The organism is Streptomyces venezuelae ATCC 10712 (assembly GCF_008639165.1).
In the GTDB taxonomy this organism is placed as follows: domain Bacteria; phylum Actinomycetota; class Actinomycetes; order Streptomycetales; family Streptomycetaceae; genus Streptomyces; species Streptomyces venezuelae.
In genome coordinates this window covers 5045894-5064569 of record NZ_CP029197.1, presented here as the reverse complement: position 1 = coordinate 5064569, position 18676 = coordinate 5045894, and the positions used below count along the sequence as shown (strand labels likewise).

Below are 18676 nucleotides of genomic sequence, written 5' to 3'. Positions count from 1 at the left end.
CGCCGTTGCCACGGCTCACGAAGCCTCCACATCCGCTGCACACAAGGGGTTTATCCCCGCCGAAGGCGCGGCATCGGCGAGAAGAGCGAGTGCATCGCACCACCGGCCCGGACGGACGGAATCCCACGCGTGACGGAGCATCCCACCTCCCACGAAGGCCGGCAGCCCCTGGCTGCCCGGTCGCAGGAACGCGCGCGCCCTCGCCAGGAGGCGGCGGCCGGCCTGCCCTCCGACGTGCCGGCCCAGCCTGGCGGCCCCGGCGGCCCGGCGGCTCCCGGTGCGGACGCACCCGCGGTCGCCGGTGCTCCGACGGCCCCCGGTGTCCCTGGTGTCCCCGGTGTCCCCGGCGGGCCCGCCGCGCTCGGGGCCAAGGCCGTCGCCGTCTCGGCCCAGCACGCGGGCGTCGCCCGGGGCGGGGACACGGCCGCCCGGCGCGAGGGCGAGCGGCTGCGGTTCGTCGGGGCGGCGACCCGGCGGATCGCCCGCGGCATCGACCTGGACGAGATCGTGCTCGGCCTGTGCCGGGCGACGGTGCCGACCTTCTCCGACGAGATCCTGGTCTACCTCCGCGACCCGCTGCCGGTGGGCGACGAGCGCCCGGTGGCACCGTTCGTCCTGCGGCTGCGCCGCACGGACCGGCTCCGGTTAAGCGATCTGGAGGGCGAGGAGCTCGTCCTCGTACCCGATCCGGATCCGACCCCCGCGGCCGAACTCTGCGAGGTGCGGTCCGGTGGGGCACTGGCCGAGGTCCTGCGGGGGGTGCGGCCGGTGTTCGGCGACTCCGCGGCCGCCAAGACCGCGCTGACCGAACTGCTCGGCCCGGACCATCCGCTGCCCGGCGGGCTGCGGGCCGTCCTGGCCCCGCTGCGCGGCCGGCGCCGGGTGATCGGCGCCGCCGTGTTCCTGCGCCGCCCCGAGCGGGCCGGTTTCGAGCCGAACGACCTGCTGGTGGCGGCGCAGCTGGCCACCCACACGGCGCTCGGCATCGACAAGGCCGTGCTGTACGGCCGTGAGGCGTACATCGCGGACGAGCTCCAGCGGACGATGCTGCCGGACTCGCTGCCGCAGCCGACCGGCGTCAAGCTCGCCTCGCGCTATCTGCCGGCGGCCGAGACGGCCCGGGTCGGCGGCGACTGGTACGACGCGATCCCGCTGCCCGGCAGCCGGGTGGCGCTGGTCGTCGGCGACGTCATGGGGCACTCGATGACCTCGGCGGCGATCATGGGCCAGCTGCGCACCACGGCGCAGACCCTGGCGGGGCTCGACCTGCCGCCGCAGGAGGTCCTGCACCACCTGGACGAGCAGGCGCAGCGGCTCGGCGAGAACCGGATGGCGACCTGTATGTACGCGGTGTACGACCCGGTCTCGCACCGGATCACGGTGGCCAACGCGGGCCATCCGCCGCCGATACTGCTCCACCTCGGCGGCCGTGCCGAGGTGCTGCGGGTGCCGCCGGGTGCCCCGATCGGCGTGGGCGGGGTGGACTTCGAGGCGGTCGAGCTGGACGCGCCGGCGGGGGCCACGCTGCTGCTCTACACGGACGGGCTGGTGGAGTCCCGGCTGCGGGACGTGTGGACGGGCATCGAGCAGCTGCGGGAGCGGCTGGCGGCGACGGCGCAGCTGACCGGTCCGGACCACTCGCCGCCCCTTGAGGCGCTCTGCGACGACGTCCTCGACATGCTGGGTCCTGGCGACCGGGACGACGACATCGCGCTGCTCGCGGCCCGGTTCGACGGGATCGCGCCGAGCGACGTGGCGTACTGGTTCCTGGAGCCGGAGGACGCGGCGCCGGGGCGGGCGCGCCGGCTGGCCCGGCGGGCGCTGGCCCGCTGGGACCTGGAGGAGCTGACGGACTCGGTCGAGCTGCTGATCAGCGAGGTCGTGACGAACGCCGTGCGGTACGCGGAGCGGCCGGTGACGCTGCGGCTGCTGCGGACGGACGTGCTGCGCTGCGAGGTCGGCGACGACTCGCCGCAGCTGCCCCGGCAGCGGCGGGCGCGGGACACCGACGAGGGCGGCCGCGGCCTGTTCCTGGTGAACCGGCTCGCGCGGCGCTGGGGGGCGACCCGGCTTTCGGGCGGCAAGGTGGTCTGGTTCGAACTGGCCACCCGGAGCTGACCGGAGGCGTACGAGAAAGGCCGGACCCCGTGATTCGGGCCATCCGGAGCGGCGATACGAGGAAGGGCCGGGCCCCGTCCGGGGGTCCGGCCCTTTCGTCACTGGGGCGGGCCGGCGGTGCTGTCGCCGCCCTGCTCGCCGCCGCCGTCCGGCGGCTGGATGGACGTCGGCGGGGCCGGCTCGGTGGTCGGCGGCGTGGTCGTCGGCGGGGGCGGCGTGGTGATCGGGTCCCGCGTCACCGGCGGGGTGGTGGCCGGCGGGGTCGTCGTGGGGGTCGGGTCCGGGGCGTCCGTCGTCGGGGCCTCGGTCGGCTCGTCGGTCGTGCCGGTGCTCGGGGTGGACGTCGGCTCACGGTCGGGGCCGCCCCAGCCGTCGGTCTCCAGGTCGAAGGAGGCGTCGGAGCCGCCGCCGAGGGCGCTGGTGGTGTAGGCGCCCCAGATCTCGGCCGGCGTACGGCCACCGTTGGCGCGGCCGGGGTTGATGGTGTCGGTGAGGGTGACCTGGTTGCCCTTGGCGTCCTCGCCGAAGAGGCCGACGGCGGTGACGAGTTCGGGGGTGTAGCCCACGAACCAGGCGGAACGGTTGTTCTCGGAGGTGCCGGTCTTGCCGGCGGCCTCGTAGTCACCGGCGGCGCGGAAGCCGGAGCCGTTCTGCACGACGCCGGTCATGGCCTTGGTGACCGTGTCGGCGGCCTCGCGGCTGATGACCTGCTCGCCGGTGGTCTTCGTCGGGGTGACCGTGCGGTCCCGGTGCACGGCGGACTTCACGAGGGTCGGGGTGACCTTCTCGCCGTGGTTGTCGAGCGTGGCGTAGACGCCGGCCATGTCCATGGTGGAGGCGCCCATGGTGCCGAGGGACATGGCGGGGGTCTCGCCGAAGTCGGGGCCGTCCTTCATGCCGAGGGCGAGGGCGGTCTTCTTGGTCTTGGCGGTGCCGACGTCCACGATCATCTGGGCGTAGACGGAGTTGATGGAGCTGTTGGTGGCCTTCTGGACGGTGACGGGGCCGTAGCTCGCGTTGTCCTCGTTCTCCGGCGCGAAGCGGATGGAGCTGCCGACGACCTTCCGCTTGCTGGTGCCGTCGTAGATCGTGCCGAGGCCGATCCGGCGCCCGTCCTGGGTCTGCGAGCGGTTGTCGATCGCGGAGGCGAGGACGAGCGGCTTGAAGGTGGAGGCGGGCTGGTAGTCGCGGCGGGTCGCGTTGGACGTCCAGTGCTCGGTGGCGCCGACGCCGCCGTACAGGGCGACGACCGCGCCGGTCTTCGGGTCGACGGAGGTGGCGCCGGCCTGGACGGTGGCGTCCTTCTTGTCGCCCTTGCGGTCGAGCTTGGCCTCCAGCTGCTTGTCGACCGCCTTGACGAGGTCCTTCTGCTTCTTCTCGTCGATGTTGAGGGTGATCGTCCAGCCGCCGGCCTTGATGTCCTCCTCGCTGACGCCCTGGCGCACGAGCTCCTGGTTGGCGGCCTCGACGATGTAGCCGGTCTGGCCTTCCATGCCGGGGGCGGGCTTGGGCTTCTGCGGGACGGGGAATTTCATGCCGGCGCGCTCGGCGGCGGGGAGCCAGCCCTCGCCGACCATGTTGTCGAGGACGTAGTTCCAGCGCTGCTCGACGAGCTTGCGGCCGGTGGGGCTCGCGGAGGTCCAGTCGTACTGGTTGGGCGCCTGGAGCAGCGAGGCGAGGTAGGCGCCCTGGGCGGTGGTGAGCTGGGTGGCGTCGACGCCGTAGTACGAGCGGGCGGCGGCCTGGATGCCGTAGGCGCTGCGCCCGTAGTAGCTGGTGTTCATGTATCCGGCGAGGATGTCGCTCTTGCTCTTCTGCTGGTCGACCTTGATGGCGATGACCATTTCCTTGAGCTTGCGGGTCGCCGTCTGGTCCTGGCTCAGGTAGTAGTTCTTGACGTACTGCTGGGTGATGGTCGAGCCGCCCTGCTTGCCCTTGCCGGTGATGGTGGACCAGGCGGCGCGGGTGGTGCCCTTGATGTCGACGCCGTTGTCCCGGTAGAAGGTCTTGTTCTCCGCGGCGACGAACGCCTTCTGGACCTTCTCGGGGATGCGCTCGAGGCCCACGATCTCGCGGTTTATCTTGCCGGTGCGGGCGAGGATCTTGCCGTTGGCGTACTTGTAGATGTTGCTCTGCATGGTCGCCTCGGCGTTGGCCGTGGGCACGGGGACCATGAGGTAGACGGCGTACAGGGCGCCCATGGCGAGCAGGCAGCACACGAAGAAGGTGCCCAGGAGCTTCTTCCAGGAGAAGAGGCGGCGCAGGCCGCGTTTCTTCGCCTTGCCCTTGTCCGGTCGGCCCATGTGTCCTGTCGCTCCGCTCGTCGTGTGTCCCGGCGTGCCTCGGTCCTGTCCCGCCCGCGCCGGATCGGCTCAGCTAGTCAGCTAACACCGACGATGCAGACAAAAGACAACTGATCACGTCTTTTCGGGACGTGAGAATCAGCACCCCCACCCAGAGGAACCGACGCTCGGGCGGAGCCGATGGTTGCGTGAAGGAGCCCCTCCGCATCGCCGCGCACACGCCCTCCGGCGGGCGGGGTGGGGCTATACATCGTGCGTATACACCCCGTGTACAGTGACGGACATGTCCATCGGTCACACCCTCCTCGGACTCCTGGAGTCCGGCCCGCGCCACGGTTACGACCTCAAGCGCGCCTTCGACGAGAAGTTCGGCCACGACCGGCCCCTGCACTACGGCCAGGTCTACTCGACCATGTCCCGCCTCCTGAAGAACGGCCTCGTCGTCGTCGACGGCATCGAGGCGGGCGGCGGCCCCGAGCGCAAGCGGTACGCCATCACCGAGGCCGGCATCACCGATGTCGCCCAGTGGCTCGCCACACCCGAGAAGCCGGAGCCGTACCTCCAGTCCACGCTCTACACCAAGGTCGTCCTGGCCCTGCTCACCGGCCGCGGCGCCGCCGAGCTGCTCGACACCCAGCGCGCCGAGCACCTGCGCCTGATGCGCGAACTCACCCGGCGCAAGAAGGACGGCGACCTCGCCGACCAGCTCATCTGCGACCACGCCCTCTTCCACCTGGAAGCGGACCTGCGCTGGCTGGAACTGACCGCCGCCCGCCTCGACCGGCTCGCCGAGGAGATCCACCGATGAGCTCCACCCCCCTGCTCAGGGCCACCGGCCTCGACAAGGCCTACGGGCCGACCCCCGCGCTCGCGGGCGCCTCCTTCTCGCTGCGGGCCGGCGAGGTCGTCGCCGTCATGGGCCCCTCCGGCTCCGGCAAGTCGACCCTGCTGCACTGCCTGGCCGGCATCGTGCGCCCCGACGCCGGCACCATCACCTACGACGGACGCGAACTCACCGCGCTCTCGGACACCGCGCGCAGCTCCCTGCGCCGCACCGACTTCGGCTTCGTCTTCCAGTTCGGCCAGCTCGTCCCCGAACTGACCTGCGTCGAGAACGTCGCCCTGCCGCTCCGCCTGGGCGGCGAGAAGCGGAAGGCCGCCGAGGCGAAGGCCGTCGAGTGGCTGGCCCGGCTGGAGGTCGACGACACCGCGCACAAGCGCCCCGGCGAGATATCCGGCGGCCAGGGCCAGCGGGTCGCCGTCGCCCGCGCCCTCGTCACCGCCCCGCGGGTGATCTTCGCCGACGAGCCGACCGGCGCGCTCGACTCCCTCAACGGCGAGCGGGTCATGCGGCTGCTCACCGACGCCTCCCGGGACACCGGCGCCGCCGTCGTCCTCGTCACCCACGAGGCCCGCGTCGCCGCCTACTCGGACCGCGAGATCGTCGTACGGGACGGGGCCGTCCGGGACGCGGAGTGGGTGGCATGATCCTGCGCACCTGGGCCCGCGACCTGGCGCTCGGCGCCCGGTTCGCGGTCACCGGCGGCCGCTCGGGACGGCTCCGCACCCTGCTCACCGCGACCGGCGTGGGCTTCGGCGTGGCCCTGCTGCTGGTCGCCGCCTCCTTCCCGAACATGCTCTTCCAGCGCGAGGTGCGGGAGTCGGTCCGCGCCGTCGACGGCAGCCAGGAGGTCACGGCGCCCCGCGCGGACACCTTTCTCCACCTCGGCCGGACCACGGTCTACCGGGACGACGTCATCAGCGGACTGCTGCTGCGCCCCGAGGGCGACGCGCCCCCGCTGCCCCCGGGCGCGCCCGCGTTCCCCCGGAGCGGCGAGATGCTGGTCTCCCCCGCGCTCGGGAAGCTGCTCGACTCCCCCGAGGGCGCCCTGCTCAAGGAACGGCTCCCCTACAAGACCGTCGGGACGATCGGACCGGCCGGACTCATCGGCCCGGCCGAACTCCGGTACGTCGCCCACGTCGACTTCCTCACCACCGACAACTTCGACGGGCGCGGCACGCGCTATGGCTGGTCGGTGCCCGCGGAACCGATGAACGCCTTCCTGATCCTCCTCGTCGTCGTCGCCTGCGTCGTCCTGCTCCTGCCGGTGCTCGTCTTCGTCGCGACCGCCGTCCGCTTCGGCGGCGAGCAGCGCGACCGGCGGCTCGCGGCGCTCCGGCTGATCGGCGCGGACACCGCCATGACCCGGCGGATCGCGGCCGGCGAGTCCCTCGCGAGCGCGCTGCTCGGGCTCCTCGTGGGCCTCGGACTCTTCGCGGTGGCCCGGCAGTTCGCGGGGGTCTTCACCATCTGGGACGTCAACGCCTACCCCGGTGACGTCGTGCCGATGGGCCCGCTCGCCGCCCTCGTCCTCGGCATCGTCCCGGTCGCCTCGGTCGTGGTCACCCTCTTCGCACTGCGCGGCGTGGCGATCGAACCGCTCGGCGTCGTACGGACCTCCACCCCGCGCCGCCGCCGGCTGTGGTGGCGGCTGCTGCTCCTCGCGGCCGGCGCCGCCTTCCTCGTACCGCTCGTCGGCGAGGTCGAGATGAACGAGACGAGCATCGACACGGTGGGGGTCGTGGCCGGCACCACGCTCGCCCTGATCGGCCTCACCACGCTCCTGCCGTGGCTCGTCGAAGCGGGCGTCAAGCGGCTGCACGCCGGGCCGGTGGCCTGGCAGCTCGCGGTCCGCAGGCTCCAGTTGAGCAGCGGCACGGCGGCCCGCGCGGTCAGCGGCATCGTCGTCGCGGCCACCGGGGCGATTGCCCTCCAGATGCTCTTCCAGGCGATGGAGAGCGACTTCACGCAGGCGAGCGGCGAGGACACGTCCCGCGCCCAGATCGCCGTCGGCACCGACGCCAGGAACGCCGGCGAGGCCCGCGGGGTGATCGACCGCATCGCGCGGACCGACGGCGTCAGCGCCGTGATCGGCACCGTCGAGTCACGGGTGTGGCGGCCGGGGCCGCTGAAGGGCGGCGAGGAGTTCGCCCCGATGACCTCGCTGCGGGTCGGCGACTGCGCCTCCCTCCGGGAGTACGCCACGCTGCCCTCGTGCACGGACGGCGACGTCTTCGTCTTCCTGGCGCACGGCGCGCAGGGCAACCCCGGCGACAGCTTCGTCGCCCGGGTGGCGCGGCCCGGCGCCACGGTCGCCCTGCGCGACCCGCATCCGCACCCGGACGGGCCGCAGCCCCCGAAGGGCGCCCCGCTGCCGCAGTGGCGCATCCCCGCCACGGCCCGGATCGTGGACTCCCGCCCGGACCCGACGGGCATGTACCAGTACGGCGTTCTCGCCACCCCGTCGGCGATCGGCGGCCTCCCGCTCGACGAACCCGACGCGCAGGCCATGGTCCGGCTCGACCCGGCCGTGCCCGACGCCGCCGAGCACGTGCGGAACACGGCGTACGCCGTCGATCCGACCTCCTGGGTGCGCACCCTGAAGGACCTCGAACGCGACGCGGCCTTCTCCAGCGTCCGCACCGGCATCCTGGTCGGCTCCACCCTGACGATGCTGCTGGTGGCGGCCTCGCTCCTGGTCACCACGCTCGAACAGCTCAGGGACCGCAAGCGGCTGCTCTCCTCGCTCGTCGCCTTCGGCACCCGGCGCTCGACGCTGAGCTGGTCGGTGCTGTGGCAGACGGCGGTGCCGATCCTCCTCGGCCTCGCCCTCTCCGTGGTGGGCGGTCTCGGCCTCGGCGTGCTCCTGCTGAAGATGGGCGGCCAGCGGGTCGAGGACTGGTGGGGCTTCGTGCCCGTCGTCGGGATCGGCCTCGGCCTCATCGCCGCCGTGACGCTGCTGAGCATGCCGCTGCTGTGGCGGCTGATGCGCGCGGACGGGCTGCGCACGGAGTAACCCTCCGGGCGCGTGTACGTAACCCTCCGGGCGCGTGTACGAGACGGGCGGCGGTTCCTGACACCGGGGGGTCTCAGGAACCGCCGTCCAGTACCCGTACCGGAAGGCCCCGCATCGCCCCCCGGAGCGCCTCCGCGAGTTCCTCGAACTCGGCCTGCCGGGCGGCGCCCGTGCGCATCGCGAGGGCGATCCGCCGGGCGGGCGCCGGTTCGGCGAACAGCCCTGTCCACAGGGCGTTGTTGCGGGCCGTCTCGACCGTCACGGCGGTGCGCGGCAGCAGGGTCACGCCCAGGCCGCCGGCCACCAGCTGGACCAGGGTGGCGAGACCCGCGGCGGTGGTGGTGACCTCGGCGCCGTCCGTGCGTCCGGCCTCGCGGCAGATGTCGAGGGCCTGGTCGCGCAGGCAGTGGCCCTCGTCGAGGAGCAGCAGCCGCAGCTCCTTGAGGGCGTCCCGCGGGATGTCGTCCCGGCCCGCCAGCGGATGGCCCTGCGGGGTGACCAGGACGAAGTCCTCGTCGAAGAGGGGCAGTTCGGTGACGCCGGGCACGCCGAGGGGGACGGCGAGCAGCAGCAGGTCGAGCCGCCCGGCCGCCAGCCCCTCCAGGAGCGAGGAGGTCTGTTCCTCGTGGACCTGGAGGTCGAGGTCCGGGTAGCGGCGGTGGACCAGGCGCAGCACCGTCGGCAGCAGGTACGGGGCGACGGTCGGGATGACCCCGAGCCGCAGCACCCCGGTGAACGGGGCCCGGGCGGCCTCGGCCTCCTCCATCAGCTCCGACACGGCGTCGAGGACGGCCCGGGCCCGGACGGCGAGCCGCTCCCCGGCGGGCGAGAGCAGCACCTTTCTCGTCGTACGCTCAAGGAGCTGGACACCGAGTGCCTCTTCGAGTGCCGAAACCGCGCCCGAGAGCGCGGGCTGGCTCATGCCGATGGCCGCCGCCGCATCGCGGAAGTGCAGCTGCTCCGCGACCGCCGCGAAGGCTCTGAGCTGGGAGAGGCTGGGTTGTTTCACACGTCGTGCCGGGATCACTGATAACCACCTTCGATCAACACGACCCACTCTAGCTATTTCACTGATCAATGCACTCCGTGCCATGCTGTGAGCCGTCCAACCCCCATGGAAGCCCCCAAAAGGGACCCCTTCCTGTTTGCGAGGAGAGCGCGTGCTCACTGTCGGTGACAAGTTCCCCACCTACGACCTGACCGCCTGCGTGTCGCTGGAGAGCGGCAAGGAGTTCGAGCAGATCGACCACAAGGCCTACGAGGGCAAGTGGCGCGTGGTGTTCTTCTGGCCGAAGGACTTCACGTTCGTCTGCCCCACCGAGATCGCCGCGTTCGGCAAGCTGAACGACGAGTTCGCGGACCGCGACGCCCAGATCCTCGGCGTCTCCGGCGACTCCGAGTTCGTGCACCACGCCTGGCGCAAGGACCACGCCGACCTGCGTGACCTGCCCTTCCCGATGCTCGCCGACTCCAAGCACGAGCTCATGCGCGACTGCGGCGTCGAGGGCGCGGACGGCTTCGCCCAGCGCGCCGTCTTCATCGTGGACCCGAACAACGAGATCCAGTTCACCATGGTGACCGCCGGCTCCGTCGGCCGTAACCCCAAGGAGGTCCTGCGGGTCCTCGACGCCCTGCAGACCGACGAGCTCTGCCCCTGCAACTGGAACAAGGGCGAGGGCACCCTCGATGCCGCCGCGCTCCTGTCGGGCGAGTGAGCTGACATGGCCCTCGACGAACTGAAATCCGCCATACCGGACTTCGCCAAGGACCTGAAGCTGAACCTCGGTTCGGTCATCGGCAACAGCGAGCTCCCGCAGCAGCAGCTGTGGGGCACCGTCCTCGCCTGCGCGATCGCCTCGCGCTCGCCGAAGGTCCTCAAGGAGCTGGAGCCCGAGGCCCAGGCCAACCTGAAGCCCGAGGCGTACCAGGCGGCCAAGTCCGCCGCCGCGATCATGGCGATGAACAACGTCTTCTACCGGACCCGGCACCTGCTGTCGGACCCGGAGTACGGGACGATGCGCGCCGGTCTGCGGATGAACGTCATCGGCAACCCGGGCGTCGAGAAGGTCGACTTCGAGCTGTGGTCGCTCGCGGTGTCCGCGATCAACGGCTGCGGCCAGTGCCTCGACTCGCACGAGCAGGTCCTGCGTCAGGCCGGTGTCGACCGCGCCACGATCCAGGAGGCCGTCAAGATCGCCGCGGTGATCCAGGCGGTCGGCGTCACCCTCGACGCGGAAGCGGTCCTCGCCTCCGCCGAGTAAGGCGTCACGGTACGAGGAGGGCCCCGGGGCAGCGCGCCCCGGGGCCCTTCCGTCATGCCCGGCCCGTCACGTCCGGTCCGTCACTTCTTGAGCGCCGCCATGACGGCCATCATGTCCTGGGTCATCGGGACGTCGATGCCCGTCAGGTCGATCGGCTTCGTCTGCTGGATCGGCTTGCCGTCCGGGTCGACGTTGTGGTTCTCGTAGATGCTCATCGACAGCTCGGCCTGGCCGTCGAGGACCCTCAGCTCCCCGCCCTGGTCGCCCCGGCTGTCGAAGAACGCCTGCTCCCCCAGGCCCTCGATCGGCGTGACGACCTGGTAGTACTTCGCCCGCGGGGCGAACTCGGGCTCCGGGTCCGTCACCTTGTGCAGGGTGTACGAGAGCGCGACGCTGTAGCCGCTCTCGGGCGGCCCGAAGGTGATCGAGCACGAGGTCTCGTACACGGCGGGGTCGTCAAGGCCGGGCGCCGAGCCGTCCTCGCTCTTCTTCCCGAGGACGCCGGCGAGCGCCTTGAGCTCCACGGTCCCGCAGAGGTCGTCCGCCGGCCCGTATCCCCGCAGGTCGAGTCCCGGTTCCGTGGTCGACCGGAACGCGAGGAGCCCGCCGCCCCACACCGCGGAGGCCAGCACCGCGCCGCCGAGCGCCCACAGCCAGGGGCGCCGGGCCCGGGGCGGCCGCGGCGGCTTCGGCTGCCGCTCCTCGGTCAGCGTCTCGGCGACCTCGAATCCCGTCCCGCCGTCGAGTTCCGGCTCGGATATCACGTGACGTCCCCCTTGCCGTCCGAAGCGCCGCCCGCGGAGCCCGGCGCCGGTGTCGGCGCCACCTCGTACGCGGTGGCCCCGCGCGGCTCCGGCGCACTGCGCAGCGCCTGTTCGGTGCTGTACGCGCGCAGGTAGCCGACCACCGTGTTGAGGACGGCGACCAGCGGGACCGCGACCACGGCGCCGCCGATGCCGGCCGTCAGACCGCCGGCCGCGACCGCGAGGACGACCGCCAGCGGGTGGACCCGCACGGCCCGGCCCAGGATGAAGGGCTGGAGGACATGGCCTTCGATCTGCTGTACGGCGAGCACCACCACGAGCACCATCAGGGCGGTGAACACCCCGTTGGTGACGAGCGCGACCACGACCGCGAGGGCTCCGGAGACGACGGCGCCGACGAGCGGGATGAAGGCGAAGAGGAAGATGAACACGGCGAGCGGCACGGCCATCGGCACTTCGAGGAACCAGAGCCCGAGGCCGATGAAGACCGCGTCGATGAGGGCGACGAGCACCGTCCCCCGCACATAGGCGGTGAGGGTGCGCCAGGCGCGCGGGCCCGCGCCCGCGACCCCGGGCCGGGCCTGGGCGGGGACCAGCTTGAGCGTCCACTCCCAGACCTTCTTCCCGTCGTAGAGCAGGAAGAGCGTCGAGAACATGGCGAGCAGGATGCCGGTCATCGCCTCGACGACCACGGTCACGCCCTGGAGTCCGGCGGAGGTGATCTGCTCGGCGTTGGCGCCGATGGTGTCGCTGAGGTTCTTCGCGATGTCGTTGATCTGCTGCTCGGTCACGTGGAACGGACTGTCGAGCAGCCAGCGCTTGAGCTCCTCGATGCCGTCCTTGACGCGGTCGGACAGCGTGTCGATGTTGTCCATGACCTGCCACACCACGAACCAGCCGACCAGGCCCATCACGACGAAGCCGGAGACGGCGGTGACGGCGGTGGCGAGTCCGCGCGGCAGTCCCTTCCTGCGCAGCAGCGCCACGGTGGGCTGGAGCAGGGCGGTGACGAGGAGCGCGGCGACGAAGGCGAGGACGACCAGCTGGACGGAGCTGATCACCTTCATCAGCACCCAGACGGTGCCCGCGAAGACGAGCAGCCGCCAACTCGCCTCGGCCGCCACCCGCATGCCCCAGGGGATCGCCGCGACGGGGTCGGGGCGGGCGGCGACGGCCGGCGCGTACGAGGGGGGTGCGGGGACCGAACGGCCCGGCTCCCCGCCGGCGGTGGCCGGCAGGGGTGCGGCGGTGTCCGGGTCGACCGCGGGAGCGGCGGGCGCGGTCGTCGCCTCGCCGGCCGCGGGACGCTCGCCGGGCTCGTGGGCGGGGCGGAGCGGATCGCCCTCGCGTTCCGCCTCGGCCCGGCGCTCGTCGAGGCGTTCACCCATGCGGCTCAGGCTCTCGCCCAGCCTTCCCAGCCACCCTGGCACTCTCGACATCGCTTTCCTATCCCCCACTCGCTGTTCCCCCACCGGTTCCCCCGGAGACCGCGGGCATTCGAAAACTACACGCAAGAAGCCCCTCACCGTAGGACGGTGAGGGGCTCCCGCAGGTTGAGCTGCCGGTTCTAGTACCAGCGGTGGGACTGCCAGAACGACCAGGCGCCGCAGGGGCTGCCGTAGCGGCCGTTCATGTAGCTGAGGCCCCACTTGATCTGGGTGGCCGGGTTGGTCTGCCAGTCGGAGCCGGCCGAGGCCATCTTGTTGCCCGGGAGCGCCTGGACCAGGCCGTAGGCGCCCGAGGAGGCGTTGGTGGCCCGGTAGTTCCAGCCGGACTCGTGGTCCACGATGTTGCTGAAGCACTGGAACTGCGCGGCCGGGATCATCTGGCGGGCGATCGCCTTGACCTCGGCCACGGAGTACGAGCCCTGGGCGCTGAAGGACGAGGCGTCGCGGACCGCGGAGCGGCTGGCCCGCTCGGCCTCCGCCTCCTTGCGCTCCTTCTCGGCCTTGGCCGCCTTGTCGGCCGCCTCCTTCTTGGCCTCGGCGTCCTTGGCGGCGCGGAGACGAGCCGCTTCCTCCGCGGACTTCCGCGCGGCCGAGTCGGCTGCGGCGGCCTGGACGTCGGCCTGCTCCGAGAGGGACGAGACCTGTACCTGGGCCTGCTCGCCCACGGGGATGTCCGCGAGCAGCGTGGTGTCGGCCGCGGTGGCCTCGAAGTTGTCGTCCGAGGGCAGAGCGGCGTTACCCGACGCAACGCCCACGACGGCGCCGACGGTGGTGACCGCAGTGGCCGAAGCCACCGCGAATCCCCGGACCGAGATCCGGCTCACACGGTTTCCTTCCAGCATCGCTCGCACAGGTGACCACGCGGGCGAAATCGTGCCCCTGGCGCTGGTCTTCGACGTACTGGGTCACAGAAGACACGGGCCCGTGGTGCTGTGGGCGGCATACGGCGAACGGCTGTTGAGTTATGTGGTGCGTGTGCGCCCTGAAGGTGCACGTGTGCCGTATGCGGGGCCTGACGGAAGCAAGACTCTGCCGGACGGCGACACCGCAAGGCAATTCTGCGTTGCGTGTGAAAGCTCACACCTGGGTGGCGGCAGGTGTTTTGGCGAATCAGGCGGACATGGGGGCGCCGCCCGGCTAAGCTCCTGCGCTTTGCCGGGCGGCGCCAACTTCCGTACGCGGACGGAGCCGTACGAAACGGGTCAGATCTGCACGTCCTCCAGCATCTCCGTCACGAGCGCGGCGATCGGGGAGCGCTCGGAGCGGGTGAGGGTGACGTGCGCGAAGAGCGGATGACCCTTCAGTTTCTCGACCACGGCGACGACTCCGTCGTACCGGCCGACCCGGAGGTTGTCGCGCTGGGCCACGTCATGGGTCAGCACGACCCGCGAATTCGCCCCGATCCGGGACAGAACGGTCAACAGGACGTTCCGCTCCAGGGACTGGGCCTCGTCCACGATGACGAAGGCGTCGTGGAGCGAGCGGCCCCGGATGTGGGTGAGCGGCAGGACCTCCAGCATCCCGCGGCCCAGCACCTCCTCCACCACCTCGCGGCTCGCGACCGAGGACAGCGTGTCGAAGACGGCCTGCGCCCACGGGCTCATCTTCTCGGACTCGCTGCCCGGCAGGTAGCCGAGCTCCTGGCCGCCGACCGCGTACAGCGGACGGAAGACCATCACCTTCTGGTGCTGACGGCGCTCCAGGACCGCCTCGAGGCCCGCGCAGAGCGCGAGCGCGGACTTGCCGGTGCCGGCCCGGCCGCCCATCGAGATGATGCCGACGTCCGGGTCGAGGAGCAGGTCGAGCGCGATCCGCTGCTCGGCGCTGCGGCCGCGGAGCCCGAAGGCCTCCCGGTCGCCGCGGACCAGCCGTACGTTCCCCTCGGCGGTGACCCGGCCGAGCGCCTTGCCCCGCTCGGACTGGAGCACCAGGCCCGTGTGGACCGGGAGCTCGGCGGCCTCCGGCACGTACAGCGACTCCTGGTCGTAGAGCAGGTCCACCTGCTCGCCGGAGAGCGCGAGATCGGACATCCCGGTCCAGCCGTTGGCGTCCGTGATGGCCAGCTCGGCCCGGTACTCCTCGGCGAGGAGGCCGACCGAGGAGGCCTTGATGCGCAGCGGCAGGTCCTTGGAGACGACCGTGACGTCGTACCCCTCGGCCTGGAGGTTGCGCGCGACCGCGAGGATCCGTGAGTCGTTGTCCCCCAACCTGTAGCCGGCGGGGAGTACGCCGGGGTCGGAATGGTTGAGTTCGACACGCAGGGTGCCGCCCAGCTCTCCGATGGGGAGCGGGGCGTCCAGGCGCCCGTACCGGACCCGGAAGTCGTCCAGGAGGCGCAGGGCCTGCCGGGCGAAGTACCCGAGTTCGGGATGGTGCCGCTTGGCCTCCAGCTCCGTCACCACGACGATCGGGAGCACGACCTCGTGCTCCTCGAACCGGGAGACGGCGTTGGGGTCGGCCAGCAGGACGCTGGTGTCGAGAACATAGGTGCGCCGGTCGGAAAGGCGGCGCTTCGTGCTGGTCACCACGGAAGGACAGACCCCCTCGGAAGACCCCTGTGAGGTCGGGGTACGACGGAACCGGTGTCGCTGCGGAATGGGACCGGGTTCGGGCCGCCGTGCGCGGGCCGGACCACGGCCCTCCGCTTCTCCCGTACGTGTCCCGCACGGTCGTCCTGGTGCAAGGGGCCTCCCGGGTGGCGGTCTCCGTGCCGCTCACTTCACCAGGGATATGCCCTCGATCAGGCGCTGCCATGCCATGGCATATGACGACGTGTTCATGAACACGAGGTGATCGGTTCCGACCGCCTCCTGACGAGGCGGCGCGAGGCTCGGTCAGGTTCCGTAGCGCCGGTGCCGGGCGGCGTAGTCGCGCAGCGCCCGCAGGAAGTCGACCTTGCGGAAGGCCGGCCAGTGCACTTCGCAGAAGTAGTACTCGGAATGGGCGCTCTGCCACAGCATGAATCCGGACAGCCGCTGCTCGCCGCTGGTACGGATCACCAGGTCCGGGTCGGGCTGACCGCGCGTGTAGAGGTGCTCCGAGATGTGCTCGACGTCGACGATCTCGGCGAGCTCCTCGAAGCTCGTCCCGCGCTCCGCGTGCTCCAGGAGCAGCGAGCGGACCGCGTCCGCGATCTCCTGGCGGCCGCCGTAGCCCACGGCCACGTTCACGAGTATCCCCGTGTTGTCGTGGGTGGCCTGCTCGGCCTCCTTGAGCACCGACTGGGTGCGGGACGGCAGCAGGTCCATCGTGCCCACGTGGTTGACCCGCCAGCGGCCGTCGGCGGCCAGCGCGCGCACGGCGTTCTCGATGATGCCGAGCAGCGGGACGAGCTGCTCCTCGGGCCGGTTCAGGTTGTCCGTGGACAGCATCCAGAGCGTGACGACCTCGACGTCGGTCTCGGCGCACCAGCCGAGCAGCTCCTGGATCTTGTCCGCGCCCGCCTTGTGCCCCTGCTCGGGGGTCCCGCCGGACGCCTTGGCCCAGCGGCGGTTCCCGTCGAGGATGACCCCGATGTGCTTGGGCACCTGGGCATGGTCGAGGCGGCCTTCCACCCGGCGTGCGTAGAGCCCGTACACCAGGTCGCGCAGGTTCACTGTTCTTACCCCTCCATGCAGGCAGGTCCGCCGTGCCGCGGCGGTCCGCAAGCCGCCACACTACTGCGCACGGGCGACAGGCTCCCAGCCCGGGACTGTCACAAGTCCGTGATAAGCAGAGATACGTGACTGATTCCCCCCTGTATCGCGCCTCCGCCGACCGCTACGACGCCATGGAGTACCGCCGCTCGGGCCGCAGCGGCCTCAAGCTCCCCGCGATCTCCCTCGGCCTCTGGCACAACTTCGGCGACGACCGCGCGCTCGACACCCAGCGGGCGATCCTGCGCCGCGCCTTCGACCTGGGCGTCACCCACTTCGACCTGGCCAACAACTACGGACCGCCGCCCGGCTCCGCCGAGCTCAACTTCGGCAAGCTCTTCGCCCAGGACTTCGCGCCCTACCGCGACGAGCTGATCATCTCCACCAAGGCCGGCTACGAGATGCACCCCGGCCCGTACGGCGAGTGGGGCTCCCGCAAGTACCTGATGTCCTCGCTCGACGCCTCCCTGAAGCGGATGGGCCTCGACTACGTCGACATCTTCTACTCGCACCGCTTCGACCCGCACACCCCGCTGGAGGAGACGATGGGGGCCCTGGCCTCCGCCGTCCAGCAGGGCAAGGCGCTGTACGTCGGCGTCTCCTCGTACACCAGCGAGCAGACCGCCGAGGCCGCGCGCATCCTGCGGGAGATGGGCGTCCCCGCCCTCATCCACCAGCCCTCGTACTCGATGATCAACCGCTGGACCGAGGACGACGGCCTCCTCGACACGCTGGAGGAAGCCGGCATGGGCTGCATCTCCTTCGTGCCGCTGGCGCAGGGGCTGCTCACCGACAAGTACCTGAAGGGCATCCCGGAGGGCTCGCGGGCCACCCAGGGCAAGTCCCTCGACCCCAACCTGCTCTCCGACGAGGTGCTGCGGCGACTGCGCGGCCTCGCCGAGATCGCCGGGCGGCGCGGCCAGACCCTCGCGCAGCTCGCGCTGTCCTGGGTGCTGCGCGACGAGCGGATGACCTCGGCCCTGATCGGCGCGTCCAGCGTCGCCCAGCTCGAGGAGAACGTGGCGGCCCTCGCGGGTGCGCCGCTGACCGCCGAGGAGCTGGTGGAGATCGATTCGTTCGCCGTCGACACCGAGGGCACGAACATCTGGGCCGGCCGGGGCTGACGCTCCCGGAGTGACCCGGGGCGGGCCTTGAGGCGCCCCCGGGCAAAGAAAACGGGCCGGTCCGTGGGGGGGATACGGACCGGCCCGAGGGGGGGTTTCCACCATAACCCTTCGTTAGTCGTGTTGCGCGCCAGGTACGCCGAACGAACCCCGCCGAATTCGCCGGATCCCAGTCAGGACAAGGGATCCAGCCCCCCGTGGCGGGTTTGCGCCCCGGCGTGGCGGCGGAGTTCCGTCCCTCCGAAGAGGGACCGGTCCGACGGGGCGCGGCGTTGACGGCACGCCGCCGCGGGCCGCCCTGCGGCTGGCTTCCGCGCAGGTCAGGAGCGGGTCGCCCGGTCGAGCGGGGCGATGCCGTCACGCCGGGCGACGAGCCGGTGGCGGTACGTCCGCCGGGACGTCAGGGGAGGGCGGTGAAGGCGCCGAGGAGGAGGCCCAGCAGTCCGCCCCCGAGCATGAACGGCCCGAAGGGGATCGCCGAGGAGCGGTCGGCGCGGCGGAGGGCGATGCGCCCGTAGCCGTACACCGCCCCGAGCAGGAACCCGGCGAACGCCCCGGCGTACAGCACGCCCCAGCCGTACCAGCCGAGGGCCGCGCCGAGCGGCAGCGCCAGCTTCACGTCGCCCATGGCGAGCCCGCCCGGACTGATCAGGTGCAGCACCAGGTAGGCCCCGCCGAGGGCGAGCCCGCCGAGCACCGCCCCGCGCCAGGAGCCCGCCTCGTACGGAAGGAGCTCGGCGCCGCCGAGGAGCAGCGGGACGGCGACGGCGAGCGGCAGGGTCAGCACGTCCGGCAGCCGGTACACGCGCGCGTCGACACTGCCGAGGAGGACGGCGAACGGCGCCGCGAGCAGCCACACCGCCAGCTCCGGCCGGGGCCCGGTGGCGGCGGCCAGCACGGCGCAGGCGAGGCCGGTGAGCAGCGGCGCGGTGAGCGGGGCGCCGGTCGTGGCGCAGTCCCGCCGGCCGGGTCCGCCGAGCCAGCCGCGCGCGGGCCCGGTGAGAACGTGCCCGGCGGGGCAGCGGTCCCGCCACGGCTCCTCGGGCTCGACGGCGAGCCGGTACGCGGCCCGCGGCACGAGCAGCCCGACGGCTGCGCCCCAGAGGGCGGCGAAGGCGATCAGGAGGACGTCCACGGGCTGACCCTAGAAGCGGCGGGCCGCTACG

Annotated in this window: 15 protein-coding genes; 7 read left to right on the top strand and 8 right to left on the bottom strand. The window is 71.8% G+C overall.

What is annotated here, in order from left to right; all coding sequences use genetic code 11:
- Positions 1–129: 129 nt before the first annotated feature.
- Entirely contained in the window at positions 130–2118 is a 1989-nt protein-coding gene (locus DEJ43_RS23570; RefSeq protein ID WP_015035893.1) for an ATP-binding SpoIIE family protein phosphatase, read from the top strand.
- A 98-nt stretch (positions 2119–2216) separates the two neighbouring features.
- Here DEJ43_RS23570 and DEJ43_RS23565 read toward each other — a convergent pair whose 3' ends face one another.
- Entirely contained in the window at positions 2217–4421 is a 2205-nt protein-coding gene (locus DEJ43_RS23565) for a transglycosylase domain-containing protein (RefSeq protein WP_015035892.1), read from the bottom strand.
- A 283-nt stretch (positions 4422–4704) separates the two neighbouring features.
- On the opposite strand from DEJ43_RS23565, the gene DEJ43_RS23560 reads away from it, so the two are divergent.
- Genes DEJ43_RS23560 through DEJ43_RS23550 form a run of 3 tightly spaced genes read left to right on the top strand, consistent with a single transcriptional unit; the run spans position 4705 to position 8278 of the window.
- On the top strand, positions 4705–5229 hold the full coding sequence (locus tag DEJ43_RS23560; RefSeq protein ID WP_015035891.1) for a PadR family transcriptional regulator: 525 nt from the start codon (positions 4705–4707) through the stop codon (positions 5227–5229).
- The gene (locus DEJ43_RS23555; protein ID WP_015035890.1) at positions 5226–5909 is read left to right on the top strand and encodes an ABC transporter ATP-binding protein; all 684 of its coding nucleotides are present in this window, start codon (positions 5226–5228) and stop codon (positions 5907–5909) included. The genes DEJ43_RS23560 and DEJ43_RS23555 overlap by 4 nt, the downstream gene beginning before the upstream one ends.
- Positions 5906–8278, top strand: coding sequence for an FtsX-like permease family protein (locus tag DEJ43_RS23550; protein WP_015035889.1), 2373 nt, complete (start codon positions 5906–5908; stop codon positions 8276–8278). The genes DEJ43_RS23555 and DEJ43_RS23550 overlap by 4 nt, the downstream gene beginning before the upstream one ends.
- A gap of 73 nt (positions 8279–8351) precedes the next feature.
- Here DEJ43_RS23550 and DEJ43_RS23545 read toward each other — a convergent pair whose 3' ends face one another.
- Positions 8352–9305: a LysR substrate-binding domain-containing protein gene (locus DEJ43_RS23545; RefSeq protein WP_015035888.1), complete on the bottom strand. Its 954-nt coding sequence runs from the start codon at positions 9303–9305 to the stop codon at positions 8352–8354.
- Positions 9306–9438: 133 nt separating this feature from the next.
- Here DEJ43_RS23545 and DEJ43_RS23540 point away from each other — a divergent pair, with 133 nt between their 5' ends.
- Together DEJ43_RS23540 and DEJ43_RS23535 are read left to right on the top strand one after the other, a co-directional pair.
- The gene (locus DEJ43_RS23540; protein WP_015035887.1) at positions 9439–9993 is read left to right on the top strand and encodes a peroxiredoxin; all 555 of its coding nucleotides are present in this window, start codon (positions 9439–9441) and stop codon (positions 9991–9993) included.
- A 6-nt stretch (positions 9994–9999) separates the two neighbouring features.
- Positions 10000–10539: an alkyl hydroperoxide reductase gene (locus DEJ43_RS23535; RefSeq protein WP_015035886.1), complete on the top strand. Its 540-nt coding sequence runs from the start codon at positions 10000–10002 to the stop codon at positions 10537–10539.
- An 80-nt stretch (positions 10540–10619) separates the two neighbouring features.
- On the opposite strand, the gene DEJ43_RS23530 is transcribed toward DEJ43_RS23535, so the two are convergent.
- The 5 genes from DEJ43_RS23530 to DEJ43_RS23510 form a co-directional block, all read right to left on the bottom strand.
- Complete coding sequence (locus DEJ43_RS23530; RefSeq protein ID WP_015035885.1) at positions 10620–11303, bottom strand: hypothetical protein; 684 nt, start codon at positions 11301–11303, stop codon at positions 10620–10622.
- A complete protein-coding gene (locus DEJ43_RS23525) occupies positions 11300–12742 on the bottom strand; it encodes an AI-2E family transporter (RefSeq protein ID WP_015035884.1) in 1443 nt (480 codons plus the stop codon). The genes DEJ43_RS23530 and DEJ43_RS23525 overlap by 4 nt, the downstream gene beginning before the upstream one ends.
- Before the next feature lie 128 nt (positions 12743–12870).
- Positions 12871–13575 (bottom strand): aggregation-promoting factor C-terminal-like domain-containing protein, encoded by a 705-nt coding sequence (locus DEJ43_RS23520; RefSeq protein ID WP_015035883.1) that lies wholly within the window; start codon positions 13573–13575, stop codon positions 12871–12873.
- Positions 13576–13953: 378 nt separating this feature from the next.
- Positions 13954–15279 carry an RNA 5'-3' helicase PhoH2 gene (phoH2, locus tag DEJ43_RS23515; RefSeq protein WP_015035882.1) on the bottom strand — a complete coding sequence of 442 codons (1326 nt, stop codon included), beginning with the start codon at positions 15277–15279 and terminating at the stop codon, positions 13954–13956.
- Positions 15280–15585: 306 nt separating this feature from the next.
- The gene (locus DEJ43_RS23510; protein WP_015035881.1) at positions 15586–16347 is read right to left on the bottom strand and encodes an isoprenyl transferase; all 762 of its coding nucleotides are present in this window, start codon (positions 16345–16347) and stop codon (positions 15586–15588) included.
- Positions 16348–16472: 125 nt separating this feature from the next.
- Here DEJ43_RS23510 and mgrA point away from each other — a divergent pair, with 125 nt between their 5' ends.
- Entirely contained in the window at positions 16473–17510 is a 1038-nt protein-coding gene (gene mgrA / locus DEJ43_RS23505; protein ID WP_015035880.1) for an L-glyceraldehyde 3-phosphate reductase, read from the top strand.
- Between the two features lie 400 nt (positions 17511–17910).
- Here mgrA and DEJ43_RS23500 read toward each other — a convergent pair whose 3' ends face one another.
- Positions 17911–18645 (bottom strand): prepilin peptidase, encoded by a 735-nt coding sequence (locus DEJ43_RS23500; protein WP_015035879.1) that lies wholly within the window; start codon positions 18643–18645, stop codon positions 17911–17913.
- Between the last annotated feature and the right edge of the window lie 31 nt (positions 18646–18676).